The 14,634-nt window shown below is 65.7% G+C and carries 14 protein-coding genes; 13 read left to right on the top strand and 1 reads right to left on the bottom strand.

The genetic code is table 11. From position 1 onward, the window contains the following. Positions 1-120: 120 nt before the first annotated feature. A complete protein-coding gene (locus JF781_RS26040) occupies positions 121-777 on the bottom strand; it encodes an amino acid-binding protein (RefSeq protein WP_225330392.1) in 657 nt (218 codons plus the stop codon). 418 nt (positions 778-1,195) lie between these two features. Here JF781_RS26040 and JF781_RS26035 point away from each other — a divergent pair, with 418 nt between their 5' ends. The 13 genes from JF781_RS26035 (at position 1,196) to gatB (ending at position 14,595) form a co-directional block, all read left to right on the top strand. After that, complete coding sequence (locus tag JF781_RS26035; protein WP_225341327.1) at positions 1,196-2,173, top strand: hypothetical protein; 978 nt, start codon at positions 1,196-1,198, stop codon at positions 2,171-2,173. A 266-nt stretch (positions 2,174-2,439) separates the two neighbouring features. Beyond that, on the top strand, positions 2,440-3,372 hold the full coding sequence (locus JF781_RS26030; protein WP_225330389.1) for a nuclear transport factor 2 family protein: 933 nt from the start codon (positions 2,440-2,442) through the stop codon (positions 3,370-3,372). Between the two features lie 6 nt (positions 3,373-3,378). Then, positions 3,379-4,380: a MoxR family ATPase gene (locus tag JF781_RS26025; RefSeq protein WP_225330391.1), complete on the top strand. Its 1,002-nt coding sequence runs from the start codon at positions 3,379-3,381 to the stop codon at positions 4,378-4,380. 8 nt (positions 4,381-4,388) lie between these two features. Beyond that, positions 4,389-5,261 (top strand): DUF58 domain-containing protein, encoded by an 873-nt coding sequence (locus JF781_RS26020; protein WP_225330388.1) that lies wholly within the window; start codon positions 4,389-4,391, stop codon positions 5,259-5,261. Continuing rightward, positions 5,251-5,727: a hypothetical protein gene (locus JF781_RS26015; protein WP_225330387.1), complete on the top strand. Its 477-nt coding sequence runs from the start codon at positions 5,251-5,253 to the stop codon at positions 5,725-5,727. The genes JF781_RS26020 and JF781_RS26015 overlap by 11 nt, the downstream gene beginning before the upstream one ends. After that, positions 5,718-6,818, top strand: coding sequence for a hypothetical protein (locus JF781_RS26010; RefSeq protein ID WP_225330386.1), 1,101 nt, complete (start codon positions 5,718-5,720; stop codon positions 6,816-6,818). Before JF781_RS26015 ends, JF781_RS26010 begins: the two co-directional genes overlap by 10 nt. Beyond that, complete coding sequence (locus JF781_RS26005; protein ID WP_225330385.1) at positions 6,815-7,882, top strand: VWA domain-containing protein; 1,068 nt, start codon at positions 6,815-6,817, stop codon at positions 7,880-7,882. Before JF781_RS26010 ends, JF781_RS26005 begins: the two co-directional genes overlap by 4 nt. Next, on the top strand, positions 7,879-8,910 hold the full coding sequence (locus JF781_RS26000) for a tetratricopeptide repeat protein (RefSeq protein WP_225330384.1): 1,032 nt from the start codon (positions 7,879-7,881) through the stop codon (positions 8,908-8,910). Before JF781_RS26005 ends, JF781_RS26000 begins: the two co-directional genes overlap by 4 nt. A gap of 61 nt (positions 8,911-8,971) precedes the next feature. Continuing rightward, positions 8,972-9,271, top strand: a complete 300-nt coding sequence (gene gatC / locus JF781_RS25995; protein ID WP_009952003.1) for an Asp-tRNA(Asn)/Glu-tRNA(Gln) amidotransferase subunit GatC — start codon at positions 8,972-8,974, stop codon at positions 9,269-9,271. Continuing rightward, a complete protein-coding gene (gene gatA, locus JF781_RS25990; protein ID WP_225330383.1) occupies positions 9,268-10,749 on the top strand; it encodes an Asp-tRNA(Asn)/Glu-tRNA(Gln) amidotransferase subunit GatA in 1,482 nt (493 codons plus the stop codon). Before gatC ends, gatA begins: the two co-directional genes overlap by 4 nt. A 44-nt stretch (positions 10,750-10,793) precedes the next feature. Then, complete coding sequence (locus JF781_RS25985) at positions 10,794-11,825, top strand: ATP-dependent 6-phosphofructokinase (RefSeq protein ID WP_225330382.1); 1,032 nt, start codon at positions 10,794-10,796, stop codon at positions 11,823-11,825. Between the two features lie 321 nt (positions 11,826-12,146). Then, on the top strand, positions 12,147-13,073 hold the full coding sequence (locus JF781_RS25980; RefSeq protein WP_308011603.1) for a MinD/ParA family protein: 927 nt from the start codon (positions 12,147-12,149) through the stop codon (positions 13,071-13,073). Between the two features lie 10 nt (positions 13,074-13,083). Continuing rightward, positions 13,084-14,595, top strand: coding sequence for an Asp-tRNA(Asn)/Glu-tRNA(Gln) amidotransferase subunit GatB (gene gatB / locus JF781_RS25975; RefSeq protein WP_225330380.1), 1,512 nt, complete (start codon positions 13,084-13,086; stop codon positions 14,593-14,595). Positions 14,596-14,634: the final 39 nt, after the last annotated feature.

Here is a 14,634-nt window from a genome sequence, read left to right as displayed (position 1 = left end):
GCTCGGTCGCCGGGGCCGGCCGCTACCGGCACTGTGTTGACGATCAAACATGTTGGTGCATGGGGGAATTGGTTCATTCTTCGACCTATGCCAACCGGATTCGATTGAGTTGGAGTCCGATTAACGCAGCATCGTGGCGACGATCCCGGCGAGGTAGCCCAGCCGGGCGACCTCCGAAGGGCGGAATTCGGGACCCGGGCGGCCGAGCACCACCGCGGTGTGCGGGTCTCCCAGCGGCGCGGCGACCATCGTCATGTCCATGTCGCGCCACGCCTTCGGTACCCACTCGGCGTCGCTGTCCAGCGACACGGCCCGCTCGAGGGGCAGCCACGGGGCCGAGTCCGCCTTGGTCTCCGGGGCGCCGCGGCTGGCGGCCAGGCGCTGCAGCTCTCCATCCGCACTGCGCAAGACCGTGCACCAGCTGACGCGCAGGACTCTGGGCGCCTCGTTGGCCAGCACCTGCAGCCGGGACGCCGTGTTGCCGGCCGCGGCGACATGGTCGAGCAGCTCCAGCTCCCGGTGCGCCTCCAGCAGACCGGTGTGCGGACGCACGCTGTCCACGCGTACCCCGGACAGTGATTCGGCGGCGGTGATCAGCGAGTCGGGCATTGCTCCCGGCGGCAGCTCGATGACCAGGTCGTCGATCGCGTATCCGGAGCTTCGCTCCACGACGTCGAGCGACAAGATGTCGGCTCCCACCGAACCGAGCGCCACCGCCAGCGACCCCAGGCTTCCCGGGCGGTCGACCAGCTCGATGCGCAACAGATAGGAGGGCACGGCCAACACTGTTGCACAGCGATGTGTCGGCGGCATTTCGGCGGTGCGCCGACGCAACGGGTGACTGGTCGAGTGCGTCGTCATACAAATAAGCTGAGCGGGCTTGGTCGGCAGGTGTATAACAAGACGTGCCGCGGAACGGTGTGGAGCGCGAATATGCATGGTCAGATAGGCGCGGCACGAATTACCCAGGGGGCTCGATGTGACTGAAGGGTCGGAGTCGGCGGGGCGTTTTGGCGGGCCCAACCCGATCGGTGGCCCCAGCGCAAGTGGTGCGCCCAACGATTCGCCGCCGCCCCCACCACCGCCCGACGTGGTTCCCCCCGCTTTCGCGACACCAGGCGCGCTGACCGAAGGGGCGCCGCCCAGTTGGCAAGGGCCGCCATGGCCGGGGCCGCCGATCGCGTCGCAGCAACCAATGATGCATTTCGGACCGCCACCGCGAAAAAGCCGCAAGCGGTTGGTCATCGCCCTCATATCCGGTGTGGTCGTTGTCGTGATCGCGGCGGTCATCGCCATCGCGGTCACGCTCTCGGGCGGTGAGAAAAAACCGCTAACCGCGGTCGATGCGGTCAAAGGATATTTGGGGGCCCTGGCCCGCGGCGATGCCAAGGCCGCCCTTTCCTACGCCAAGGATCAACCCGCGACGACGCAGTTCCTCACCGACGACGTATTGAAGAAGCAGATCTCAAAGTGGCCCATCACCAACATTCGGGTTCTCGACAGCGACTCCCTGTCGGTGCACGTGGCCGCCAATTTCGGTGACCAGACGTCGGATCAGAAGATGTTCGTGAAGCAGGTCGACGGCGGAGGCTGGAAGCTCGAGGCTGGCGCTATCAAGCTGACATTCTTCAGTTCGCAGAGCGCGAAAGCGGCGAGCACGCTCACGCTGTTCGGAAAGCCAGTCAACGCCGACCAGGCGACGTATGTGTTCCCGGGCTGGGTCGATTTCGGCAACAGCAACCCGAACATCACCCAGCGCACCCCAACTCGTCCCCTGTTGCTGGATGACTTGAATACCATCAGCTCGGGCACGTCGGTGAACCTGGACTACGACATCAGCGACGCGGGCCGCGCAGGGATTCAGACTGCGTTGAAGAATGCCTTCGCCGAATGTGCCAAGTCCACGCAGCTGCGGCCGCCTAACTGCCCTCAGATGGCGCTGGCCTCGGACTTGGTCGACGGAACGGCGCAATGGGTGCCACCGACCGATATCAGTGGAACGACGATCGGATCTTTCGACGCCGAGAAGATGGCGGTCAACGTGTACGGAATCGTCGATTTTCAATTGACGGCAAAGTCGGCGTCCGGAGCGCCCGACACGGGAAGGGTGCCGACGCTGGCGAAAGCGGTTGCTGATCTCACCAAAAGTCCACCCGCGATGTCCTTCAAGTAAGTCAGCATGCGACCAAATGTGATCAACGGGGCGACAGCGTGACGGAGCAGAACTGGGGACCACCCGGAGGCCCTTCGCCGGGCGGTTCGTCAGGCGGTATGCCGTATCCGGGGAGCGGTGCCGACACACCGATGCCCCCGTCCGGGCCGCCGCCCTATTTCGCGAACGGGCCGCAGGCGTTCTCGCCCACGGGATTTCCGCCTCCCGGCGGGTGGCCGCCACCGCCCAAGCGGCGCAAGCCACTTGTGATCACCCTTGTCGCTGGAGTGGCGGTGCTGGTGATCGTCGGTGTGGTCTTGGCGATCGTGTTGATGACGGGCAACGGCGCGAGCTCCAAGCAAGTGGGCAACGGCAGCGCCGGAGATGTGGTCAAGGCATATCTCGAGGCGCTGGCCAAGGGGGACGCCGATACCGCGCTGGGGCTTGCCGCCGGGAAGCCGGCATCGAATGAATTCCTCACCAAAGAGATGCTCAAGCAGCAGATCGACCATTGGCCGATAAAAAACATTGCGATACTTGAAGATTCGTCCAAAGTTGAACCGGGCGATTTCGCCATCGTGAAGGCCGCCGCAGACTTCGGTGACAACCACTCTCAGGGTCAGATTCAGGTGAGAAAATCCGACGGTGTCTGGAAGATGGTCAGTTCGGCCATCAACATCTCCGGTCTCATGCAAGGTCTGCTCGGAGACGCGGCGGGCAGCCTGACCATTTTGGGCAAGCCGCTGGCGCAGGGTCAGCACGCCTACGTGTTTCCCGGTTACCTCGGTATCTCGTCGGTGCGCTACGTCGACGTGATCGCTCAACCTGTGTTGCTCGAATCCCTGCTAGGGGATAACCCCGCGCTGATCAACGTCGCATTCGCGATCAACGACGCGGGCCACGCCGCGATCACCGCCGCGCTCGAGACATGGCTCAACGGATGCCTTACCGCGCCCGATCGCTTCTTCAAATGCCCCACGATGCAGCGGGATACGCCGATCAACCCGACGACCGCAAAAATTACCGGACCGATCGAATTCAGCGGGCTGACCCAAAACTTGATGCCGATGACGCTAAGTGTGCTGACCACCGGAATCGCGAATTACAGCGCCACCGCGCAAACCTCAAGTGGCACAACGGCAAACTTCCAAGACACAGTTTCGTTCGAAATGGCAGTCAATCTGGCCAAAGAGCCGCCCACCGTAGGGCCACTTCGATAGGTGAACATGACCACGACTCGCACCCAGCCCAATCAACAGGAGATGGAACACGTCTACCGCGTGGTCACCGCCATCTCACAAACCTTCGCGCGCAAAGTTGTGGGCCAGGACTATCTGCGCGAGTCGTTGTTGCTCGGCATGCTCGCCGGGGGCCATATCCTGCTGGAAGGCGTTCCGGGACTGGCTAAGACAACGGCGGCGCGCGTGATCGCCGACGTCATTTCCGGCGGTTTTCGCCGCATCCAGTGCACACCTGACTTGCTGCCCAGCGACATCATCGGAACCCAGATCTATGACTCTTCGACCAATTCCTTCAGCACACAGTTGGGTCCAGTGCACACCAACATCGTGCTCCTGGACGAAATCAACCGCTCGAGCGCGAAGACACAGAGCGCGATGCTGGAAGCCATGGAGGAACGACAGACCACCATTGCCGGTCAGGTGCACCCCATACCCGACCCGTTTCTCGTGATCGCCACGCAGAACCCGGTCGATCAGGAGGGCACGTATCCACTCTCCGAGGCGCAGACCGACAGGTTCATGATCAAGGAGGTGCTTCGCTACCCGTCACCCGATGACGAGGTGGAGGTGATCGCCAGGATGGACGCGGGAGTTTACGACCGAGGCGAAAAGGCGCCTGCCGTGGTCACTCTCGATGAAATCGTGCGGCTGCAGTACATCGTTCGCAATGTCCACATGGATCCGGTGCTGATTCGCTACGCGAGCCAGCTCGTGCACGTGACCAGGAACCCCAATCAATTTCTGCCACCCGAACAGGCTCGCCTGGTGCAGTACGGTGCCAGCCCGCGCGCGACCATCGCCTTCTGTAGGACGGCTCGGGCATTGGCCGTGTTGTCGGGTCGTAACCACGTCATGCCCGACGATATCCGCAAGCTGGCGCATCGAGTGTTGCGCCACCGGCTGATCCTCGGATTCGAGGCTGTCGCCGTCGACGTCACTCCCGAAATGGTGATAGACGCCGTGCTGCAATCGGTCCGGGTGCCCTGACGCCTGCCATGGGCCGACACCTGAACCGAGCCAAATCGTACTTCGGGACGGACACCCGTCGAATGCTCGAAGGCGGCCGGTATGCCTTGCTGCACACCAGAAGCCTGGAGCTGGACGACCTACGGCCATACGTCCCCGGGGACGATGTGCGCGATATCGATTGGAAGGCTTCGGCGCGGTCGGGCTCCGTGCTCATCAAGCGATTCGTCTCGGAAAAGCATCACAAGATCCTGCTGGTGGCCGACGCTGGCCGGAACATGTCGGCGCTGGCCGCGGGCGGCGAGCTGAAGCGCGATGTGGCCGCCAACGTGATGGGTGCTGTGGGACTCATCGCTATGGGGCGAAGCGACGAAATCGGCATCATATACGGGGATTCACGAGGCTCCGCGGCGATTCGTAGCCAACGTGGCGAGACGCACATCGAAAGCATCCTGGAGCGCTTCTACCAGAACAGCATTGGCGACGTCGGCGCCAGCAACATCACCACCCAGCTCGAATTCGTGGCGCGAGCGCAGCGCCGGCGCCTGCTGCTCGTCGTCGTATCCGACGAGCCCGACATCACCCCCGCCCTCGATGACACTCTCAAGCAGCTGAGCGGGAGGCACGAACTCATCTGGCTCATGATCGCAGACATGCCGGCGACCGGGTCGATGGACGGCGAGCAGGACGGCTTCGACGTGGCCACCGGGCGCTTCGTGCTCGGCGGAGCGGCCTTGGGACCGCGTGTGGTGGCCGCCTACCAGGCGGCCGAGCAACGCAGGGCCGCACAGCTCGACGCATTCCTGACCGCACGCCAGGTACGTTGGGCCCGAATCGCCGCCAGTGCCGAAATACGCCCGAAGATGGTCGAGCTCACCGAGGCGTATCGCAATGCCGGGTGACGATCTGCTCCGCTTCATCGGGGGTCCGCTGCCCTTCCCGTCGTGGTGGCGCGTGCTCGGCGTCGTCTTGGTACTCGCGGTGATCGCCTGGTACGCAGCTATTTTCGTATGGACGTTGCCGCCGTCGCGGTTGCGTCGGCTACCGGGAATCCGGGTCATCCACCGGTGGATCAATCGCCGTCGATTTCTTACCTCGATACGTAAGGTCGATGCCCACTACCGCGACGGCGGCCTGACCCATGCCCAGGCCAGCGCGCAAATCAGCCGAGCGGTGCGCAGTTTCCTCTATGTCGCGACCGGGGTCCGGGCCCAATACCTGCATGTCGAGGAGCTGGCCGGTGGCCGGCTTGCCGCGGCCGCACCAATTCTTGACGGCTGCAACGATTCCCAATTCAACCCCGAAGCGCGGGTTGATGTGGCCGCGTTGAGCCGCTCGGCCGAGGAGTTGGTCTCCTCGTGGACCTGAAATGGTGGCCGGTGGTCGTGATCGGCCTGTTAAGCCTGGCGGCCGCAACTGCGGCGGCTGCGCTGCTACCGATGGCCCAAGTGCGCCGGGCCCTTAGACCCCTCGCGCACATCGACCGGCTCACCCGATTACCGGAGTATGCGCGTGTCTACCGGCTGTACTTCTTCTCCGTGATCGTGACCGGGGTATTGCTGCTGGCGACATTTCTCACCGCGTTAACCGCCAGCGCCCGACCGGCCGGGATGTCGTCATCGACTCGCGCCTTCGACACTGCCTACCCCGAGGACGTAATGCTGTGCGTCGGCGAATCCGTAAGCGATCGCACCACGGCTGATTTTCTCAACCATTACGTCGCATATGCGGCCCAATTGAAGCAAACCGACGCGATCCGGATCGGGCTCACCTCAACAACATTGCGCGTCGTCCCGCTCACCCGCGATTATCACTATGTCGCCGACCGGCTCAAATCTTTGGCGGGACTTGCCCCGATACAACAAGACCTCGATGGTCGAAAACCGGTATCTAATGCACGACGCGCAGCGCTTCAACGTGGAGTCGACGAATTTTCCCGCCCGGTCGACTATGTCGACTACGCCCCGAGCCTCAATGATGTGCTCGCGCTGTGTATGACGGGCTTTCCGTCGCACGAAACACGCAGTGAACATCGCCGGCAGTTGATCTACCTCGGTCCGAGCGCCTTGCGCGATTCCTCGGATCATCGTCCGCCGCTGTTCTCCGATGACGTCGTCCGACACATGGCCGAGCAGGCGGGCGTCCAGATCAATGCCGTCGCACGATCGGATATCGCCGCGTTGTCGACCAAGGACAACGATTCCTTGCGCGCGATTGCCGAAGCCAGCGGCGGCAAGTTTTTCCTCTACAACCCGGTGGGGGCCGCTCAAGCCGACAATGGCACCGACCCCACCCTGATCCGCTACCTCGACCAGATTCGGTCCAATGCCCCCAAGGCCGAACTGCCTGGCGGCCAAGTCATCAGCAGCCGATCTTGGGATTCACCCGAGCCCCTGCTGATCGCCGGGGTCGTGGCCGCCGCGTTGCTTTGCGTCTCGCTGGCGGTGTTGCGGCGATGACTTTCTACCCCGTACTGCCGACGGTGTTGCTGCTGGTGATCGCCGCGGTGCTGCTCGCCATCCGCATGGCCGCGCTGTACCGGTTGCTACTTCGCACGGGTACCGGACGATATAGGAGAGTAGCGATCCGCTGGAGCGGGCTCACAGTCGCGGTCATCCTGCTTCTGCTCGCGGCCTTACGACCCGGGTTCGACAACGATCGCGGCTCGTATTCGGTAGACCTGAACCCGTCGGCGAAGTTTGACCCAAACCTGAACGTGTTCTTTGTCGTTGACCGATCCGTGAACTCGCGGGTCGAGGACTTCGGCGATGGAAAATCTCGCATGTCGGGCATCCGCGCAGACATCCGTGCCCTGATCGACGAATACCCGCACGCGCGCTTCTCGTTGATCTCGTTTGCCAGTAAGGCCTCGTTGGACTGGCCTCTCTCCGACGACGCGTGGAGCTTGCAATCGATGGTGGACGGGCTGTCGCCCTATACGCTGGTGGCGCCGGACGCGGCATACCAAACTGACCCTGTCATCGCCCGAGAATTGTTGAGCGACAAGCTGAAAGATGCGGCGACAATATATTCCGGTTCGAAGTCGCTGGTGTTTTATTTCGGCGAGGGGGCGGCGGGTTCGCGCGTGCCGATGGCGCCGTTCAACGTCGATCGCGGCCAGGTCGCCGGTGGTGCGGTGCTCGGTTACGGGACCCTGGCGGGCGGCCCTATCCCCGCGGGGTGGGTGGACGGCACGAAGGCGTATCAGAGCGACCCCAGCGGCAACGGTGCGGCGCTGAATTCGGTGGTCGACGAAGCCCGGCTGAAAAACATCGCCGCGCAACTCGGCGTGCCCTACTTTCATCGCGAAAAAGGACAGCCCATCGGCGGGGTCTTGCCGCCGGTGGACCACAACGCGATGGTGCGACATGACGGTCACAAAGTGACGGCGCAGTTGCTCGACCGCCGCGAAATGTACTGGGTCTTTACACTGACCGCCGCTGCGCTGCTACTGACGGAGATCGCCCTGACGATTCGTGAGTATCGACGAAATCGTATGTCGCGGCGGGACGTCGCACGATGATGCTGAGAAAGGCGCCGCGGGCGGCGCTGCGCAACCTCGGCGAGCGTGTGATCGCCGCGTTTCGCCCGTCGTCCGCGCGTATCCGGCTTCGCAGAAGGCTGTATGTATTCTCCGCGCCGGTGGCCATCCTGGTGCTGTTGATCGCATTCAAGATGATTGCCGTTGGCGTCGTCGGGGACAGGACGATAGCCGATTTCGACCGCCATGACATCGAGGCGCTGCGCCACGACCTGTCTTCGCTCGGCATCTTCGACGTGATCGACCCGGCCAAGACGTCATTTGCGGCCGGCGATTTGAACGTCTTGGAGGGTCGCCTGCACGAGGCCGACGGGCATTTCTCGAAATCTTTGACTCGCACCGACACGGCACAATCCTGTCCCGTGCGGATCAACCTACTTCTGGTACGAGAAGCGTTAGGGGACTTGGCTACTCGCTCCGGAAACCGCGACGAGGCCGAACGGTTCTACACGAAGGCGATGGCGTTGGCCAGCGATGCCCCCCCGGCATGCTTCGCAGGCAACACCGACCCCAATCCCGACCGGCGCGCGATCAGAAATTCCGCGACAACCCGGTTGCAGCAGAAATTGGACCTGCTCCACGCGCCACCAGGTGCGCCGCTCCCGCCGGCCGCCACGGTGACGCGCCAGCCGCCGCCCACCTCGCTCACCCCTGCCAGTCCGGCGCCGTCCATACCCGGTCTGCCACCGTCGAGCCCACCGCCTTCGACACCGCCGTCGAGCTCCGCACCGTCGAGCCCGCCGCCATCGCAGCCCGCGACAGACAACGGTCCGGGGCCGAACATGCCCGAACTGCCGCAAACCGGCACGGCAGACATCCCGGTGATAGGGCCCGATAACCCAAATGACGATCCGAACGCGGGCGGCGTGCTGAACCCTGTCTCGCCGGACAGGATTCCCATCGCCGGCAACGGGGGCGTTGTCGGGCATCGCCTCGGCACTGGCGATCCGATGGACCTACTGCGACGTCTGCTCGACAACTCCAACGCCTACGGCGGCAACCAGGAATGAATTGTTCTTGAAGGAAACCCACGACGAGTCCATGACCGGATTCGGATTAGGCTTTGCAGTCGTGTCCCAGATCTCCCGCGACGAGGTAGCGCACCTGGCCCGGCTGTCCAGGCTCGCGTTGACCGACAGCGAGCTCGACAGCTTCGCCGGCCAACTCGACGCCATCCTGACCCACGTCAGCCAGGTGCAGGCGGTCGACGTCACCGGCGTCGAGGCGACCGACAACCCGCTCAAGGACGTCAACGTCACCCGCCCCGACGAGCCGGCCCCCTGCCTGACGCAGGCCGAAGCGCTGGCCGAGGCGCCGTCGGCCGTCGACGGCCGCTTCGCGGTCCCGCAGATCCTGGGGGACAGCGAGTGAACGAGGTCATCCGATCCGACGCCGCCACGCTGGCCGCCCGGATCGCCGCCAAGGAGCTGTCGTCGGTCGAGGTCACCCAGGCGTGCCTGGACCAGATCGAGGCGACCGACGATCGCTACCACGCCTTCCTGCACGTGGCGGCCGACGAGGCGCTCGGCGCGGCCGCCGTCGTCGACGAGGCGGTGGCCGCGGGCGAGCGGCTGCCGTCGCCGCTTGCCGGGGTGCCGCTGGCGCTCAAGGACGTCTTCACCACCGTCGACATGCCCACCACCTGCGGGTCCAAGATCCTCGAGGGCTGGCGCGCCCCCTATGACGCCACCGTCACCTCGCGGTTGCGCGCCGCGGGCATCCCGATCCTGGGCAAGACCAACATGGACGAGTTCGCGATGGGCTCCTCGACCGAGAACTCCGCGTACGGCCCCACCCGCAACCCGTGGAACGTCGACCGGGTGCCCGGCGGCTCCGGCGGCGGCAGCGCGGCCGCCTTGGCCGCATTCCAGGCGCCGCTGGCCATCGGGACCGACACCGGCGGTTCCATTCGGCAGCCCGCCGCGCTGACCGCGACCGTCGGCGTCAAACCGACTTACGGCACGGTGTCGCGCTACGGCCTGGTGGCGTGCGCGTCGTCGCTGGATCAGGGCGGCCCGTGCGCGCGCACTGTGCTGGACACCGCGCTGCTGCATCAGGTGATCGCCGGGCATGACACCCGCGACTCGACGTCCGTCGACGCGGCCGTTCCCGACGTGGTCGGCGCGGCGAAGGCCGGGGCGGCCGGCGACCTCAAGGGTGTGCGCGTCGGCGTGGTCAAGCAGCTGCGCGGCGAGGGGTATCAGCCCGGAGTGCTGGCCTCGTTCGAGGCCGCCGTCGCGCAGCTGACCGCGCTGGGCGCCGAGGTGAGCGAAGTCGACTGCCCGCACTTCGAGTACGCGCTGTCGGCCTACTACCTGATCCTGCCGTCGGAGGTGTCGAGCAACCTGGCGCGCTTCGACGCGATGCGCTACGGGCTGCGGATCGGCGACGACGGCAGCCACAGCGCCGAGGAGGTGATGGCACTGACCCGCGCCGCCGGCTTCGGCCCGGAGGTCAAGCGGCGCATCATGATCGGCACCTACGCGCTCTCGGCCGGCTACTACGACGCCTACTACAACCAGGCTCAGAAGGTGCGCACCCTGATTGCCCGCGATCTGGACGAGGCCTATCGGTCCGTGGACGTCGTGGTGTCGCCGGCGACCCCGACGACGGCGTTCGGCCTCGGGGAGAAGGTCGACGATCCGCTGGCGATGTACCTGTTCGACCTGTGCACCCTGCCGCTGAACCTGGCCGGTCATTGCGGTATTTCGGTGCCCTCGGGCCTCTCGCCGGACGACGACCTGCCGGTCGGCTTGCAGATCATGGCGCCCGCGCTGGCCGACGACCGCCTGTACCGGGTCGGCGCCGCCTACGAAGCGGCCCGCGGGCCGCTGCCAACCGCGATCTGACGTTTGCTCGCGCCAGTAGGCCGCCGCCCGGCAAGATAGGACGTATGCGGATCGGAGTGCTCACCGGAGGCGGCGACTGCCCCGGGCTCAACGCCGTCATCCGGGCGGTGGTGCGTACGTGCGACTCCCGGTACGGCTCCTCGGTGGTCGGATTCCAGGACGGGTGGCGCGGGTTGCTGGAGAACCGGCGCGTCCAGCTGCAGAACGACGACCGCAACGACCGCCTGCTGGCCAAGGGCGGAACGATGCTGGGCACCGCCCGCGTGAATCCCGACAAGCTGCGGGCCGGGCTCAACCAGGTGAAGCAGACTCTCGACGACAACGGGATCGACGTCCTCATCCCGATCGGCGGGGAAGGCACGCTGACGGCCGCGCACTGGCTCTCGGAGGAGAACGTGCCCGTGGTCGGCGTCCCGAAGACCATCGACAACGACATCGATTGCACGGACGTGACTTTCGGCCACGACACCGCGTTGACCGTCGCCACCGAGGCGATCGACCGGTTGCACAGCACCGCCGAGTCCCACCAGCGCGTGATGCTGGTGGAGGTGATGGGCCGGCACGCGGGCTGGATCGCGCTGAACGCGGGCCTGGCTTCCGGCGCGCACATGACGCTGATCCCCGAGCAACCCTTCGATGTCGAAGAGGTCTGCCGGCTCGTCAAACGCCGCTTCCAGCGCGGAGATTCACACTTCATCTGCGTGGTCGCCGAGGGCGCCAAACCGATACCCGGCTCGATTGCGTTGCGGGAAGGCGGAATTGACGAATTCGGCCACGAGAAATTCACCGGTGTGGCCGCGCAGCTGGGCGCCGAGGTGGAGAAGCGCATCAACAAGGACGTCCGGGTGACGGTGCTGGGCCACGTCCAGCGCGGCGGCACCCCGACGGCGTATGACCGGGTGCTGGCCACCCGGTTCGGCGTGAACGCGGCCGACGCGGCGCATGCCGGCGAATACGGCCAGATGGTGTCGCTGCGGGGCCAGGACATCGGCCGGGTGCCGCTGGCCGATGCGGTACGCCAGCTCAAGCTGGTGCCCGAGAGCCGCTACGACGACGCCGCCGCCTTCTTCGGTTAGGCCCGGCGGGCGAACAACCGGTGGCGGGGGATCGGCCGCGGTGTGAACGTGCCGGCAAATGGCCTATGTGGTGCGCAATCAGCGCATCTTGGTGGTTTCCGGACCCGTGCATAGCGGCTATACCAGGGTATGAGCAACCGTGGTGCGAGTCGCGGCGACGTTCAGCAATCTAAGGGATCGGCGGGACCGCCGGGCCCGCCACACCACGACCCGCGTCCGCCCGGGTGGCGCGCCGGCGCCGGCCCGTCGGACACCACGGTGCCGCAACCCCGCGATCCCGCCCGCCGTCGCCCGGGACCGCCGGCGCCCCATCCGGGGCCGATGCTGGGCGAGACGGCGCTGGACCGCTTCGATCACCCCGATACCGACGCCAGGCTCAACTGGCGAGGGCTGATCCACAAGGTCACCGGGATCGATCTCGGGCCCGGGAAAAACGCCGCCTACGAAAACGAGCTGCGGGATCGCATCCGCGCGACCGTGGGGGGCGCCTTCCCGATCGCCGTCCTCAACCTCAAAGGCGGGGTCGGCAAGACCGCCGTGGTCGAGGCCCTCGGCTCGACCTTCGCCGCGGTGCGCAACGACCGGGTGCTCGCCCTCGACATCGACGCGGGCGACTTGGCGGAACGCCACGGCCGTCACAACCCGCACAGCATGGCCGACCTGCTCCGCGGCGGCCCGGCAACCCGCTACGAGGACATCCGGGCGCTGACCTATATGAACGGTTTCGGGCTGGAAGTGCTCGGGCTGCCGGACTACGCGCGCACCGACTGGCGCCTGGAGCGCCGTGACGTTCTGCGGGTGTTCTCGATGCTGCGAAATCAGTATTCGGTGGTCCTGGTCGATTGCGTGAAGTCGCTCAATTCGACTGTGATGGAGGCGGTTCTGCCGGAGTCGCGGGCCCTCGTGGTGGTCACGAGCACCTCCATCGATGCGATACGCAAGACCCAGACGACCCTGGAGTGGCTGTGCCACAACGGGTATCAACGACTGATGACGTCGACCGTGCTCGCGGTCAATCACCTCGAGCCTGCCAAGGTGGAAGGCGTGGCCGTCACTGAACTCGACCGACTGTCCGCACGCGTCGCCGCCACGGTGGTGCTGCCGTTCGACCGGCACGTGCACGAGGGCAGGAAGATCGCGCTGGACCGAATGAGCAAGGAGAGCCGGCGCAGCTACCTCGAGATGGCCGCCGTGCTGGCCGGGATGTTCCCGGGCAGGGGAGGGGAGCACGACCGCCACCACCATTAGGATCGAGCGCATGAGTGTTGCCGCCAGCGCCGACCTGATGGAGTACGACGACGTCATCGCGCGTTTCGACCCCGTCCTGGGCCTCGAGGTGCACGTCGAGCTGTCCACCGTCACCAAGATGTTCTGCGGCTGCACCACCGCGTTCGGCGCCGAGCCCAACACCCAGGTGTGCCCGGTGTGCCTCGGGCTGCCCGGCTCGCTGCCGATGCTCAACCAGACCGCGGTGGAGTCGGCCATCCGGATCGGGCTGGCGCTCAATTGCGAGATCGTGCCCTGGTGTCGCTTCGCCCGGAAGAACTACTTCTACCCGGACATGCCGAAGAACTACCAGATTTCGCAGTACGACGAGCCCATCGCCATCAATGGCTACCTCGAGGCCCCGCTGGAAGACGGCACCACCTGGCGGGTCGAGATCGAGCGCGCGCACATGGAGGAAGACACCGGCAAGCTCACCCACATCGGCAGCGAGACCGGCCGCATTCACGGCGCGACGACGTCGCTGATCGACTACAACCGGGCCGGGGTGCCACTGATCGAGATCGTCACCAAGCCCATCGTCGGGGCCGGGGACCGGGCGCCGCAGATCGCCCGGGCCTACGTGACGGCGTTGCGGGACCTGTTGCGCGCCTTGGACGTATCCGATGTCCGGATGGATCAGGGTTCGATGCGCTGTGACGCCAACGTGTCGCTGAAGCCGACCGGTCAGGCCGAGTTCGGTACCCGCACCGAAACCAAGAACGTCAACTCGCTCAAAAGCGTCGAGGTGGCCGTGCGCTACGAGATGCAGCGTCAGGCCGCGGTCCTGGCCTCGGGCGGCCAGATCACCCAGGAAACCCGGCACTTTCACGAGTCGGGCTACACCAGCCCGGGCCGCGTCAAGGAGACCGCCGAGGACTACCGCTACTTCCCCGAGCCCGACCTGGAGCCCGTGGCGCCCAGCCGCGAACTGGTCGAGCGGCTACGGCAGACCATCCCCGAGCTACCGTGGTTGAGCCGCAAGCGAATTCAGGAAGAGTGGGGAATCTCCGACGAGGTGATGCGCGACCTGGTCAACGCCGGCGCGATCGAACTCGTCACTGCCACCATCGAACACGGCGCATCCAGCGAGCAGGCGCGCGCCTGGTGGGGAAACTTCTTGATGCAGAAGGCCAATGAGGCCAACGTCGCGCTCGACGAGCTGGCCATCACGCCCGCGCAGGTCGCCGCGGTGGTGGCTTTGGTCGACGAGGGCAAGCTGTCCACCAAACTGGCGCGCCAGGTCGTCGAGGGTGTGCTGGCCGGGGAGGGCGAGCCCGAGGAAGTGATGACCGCCCGCGGCCTGGCGCTGGTGCGTGACGACTCGGTCACCCAGGCCGCCGTCGACGAGGCGCTGGCCGCCAATCCCGATGTGGCGGAGAAGATCCGGGGCGGAAAGGTGGCCGCGGCGGGCGCGATCGTCGGGGCGGTGATGAAGGCCACCCGCGGGCAGGCCGACGCCGCCCGGGTGCGCGAACTTGTCCTGGCGGCCTGCGGCCAGGGCTAGCCCCACCACCTCGCGAAAGTGCGGTTGTCGACGGCGCTT

This window comes from Mycobacterium sp. WUMAC-067, assembly GCF_020217485.1.
Lineage (GTDB): Bacteria > Actinomycetota > Actinomycetes > Mycobacteriales > Mycobacteriaceae > Mycobacterium.
Note: the sequence above shows the minus strand (reverse complement) of the source record. Positions and strands in the feature narration are given on the sequence as shown.

Coding starts and splice junctions, on each gene's coding strand:
- gatB (WP_225330380.1), top strand. CDS start 13,084: ATGAGTGTTGCCGCCAGCGCCGACCTGATGGAGTACGACGACGTCATC.
- JF781_RS26020 (WP_225330388.1), top strand. CDS start 4,389: ATGGGCCGACACCTGAACCGAGCCAAATCGTACTTCGGGACGGACACC.
- JF781_RS26035 (WP_225341327.1), top strand. CDS start 1,196: ATGATGCATTTCGGACCGCCACCGCGAAAAAGCCGCAAGCGGTTGGTC.
- JF781_RS26025 (WP_225330391.1), top strand. CDS start 3,379: ATGACCACGACTCGCACCCAGCCCAATCAACAGGAGATGGAACACGTC.
- JF781_RS26015 (WP_225330387.1), top strand. CDS start 5,251: ATGCCGGGTGACGATCTGCTCCGCTTCATCGGGGGTCCGCTGCCCTTC.
- JF781_RS26000 (WP_225330384.1), top strand. CDS start 7,879: ATGATGCTGAGAAAGGCGCCGCGGGCGGCGCTGCGCAACCTCGGCGAG.
- JF781_RS25980 (WP_308011603.1), top strand. CDS start 12,147: ATGCTGGGCGAGACGGCGCTGGACCGCTTCGATCACCCCGATACCGAC.
- JF781_RS25985 (WP_225330382.1), top strand. CDS start 10,794: ATGCGGATCGGAGTGCTCACCGGAGGCGGCGACTGCCCCGGGCTCAAC.
- JF781_RS26005 (WP_225330385.1), top strand. CDS start 6,815: ATGACTTTCTACCCCGTACTGCCGACGGTGTTGCTGCTGGTGATCGCC.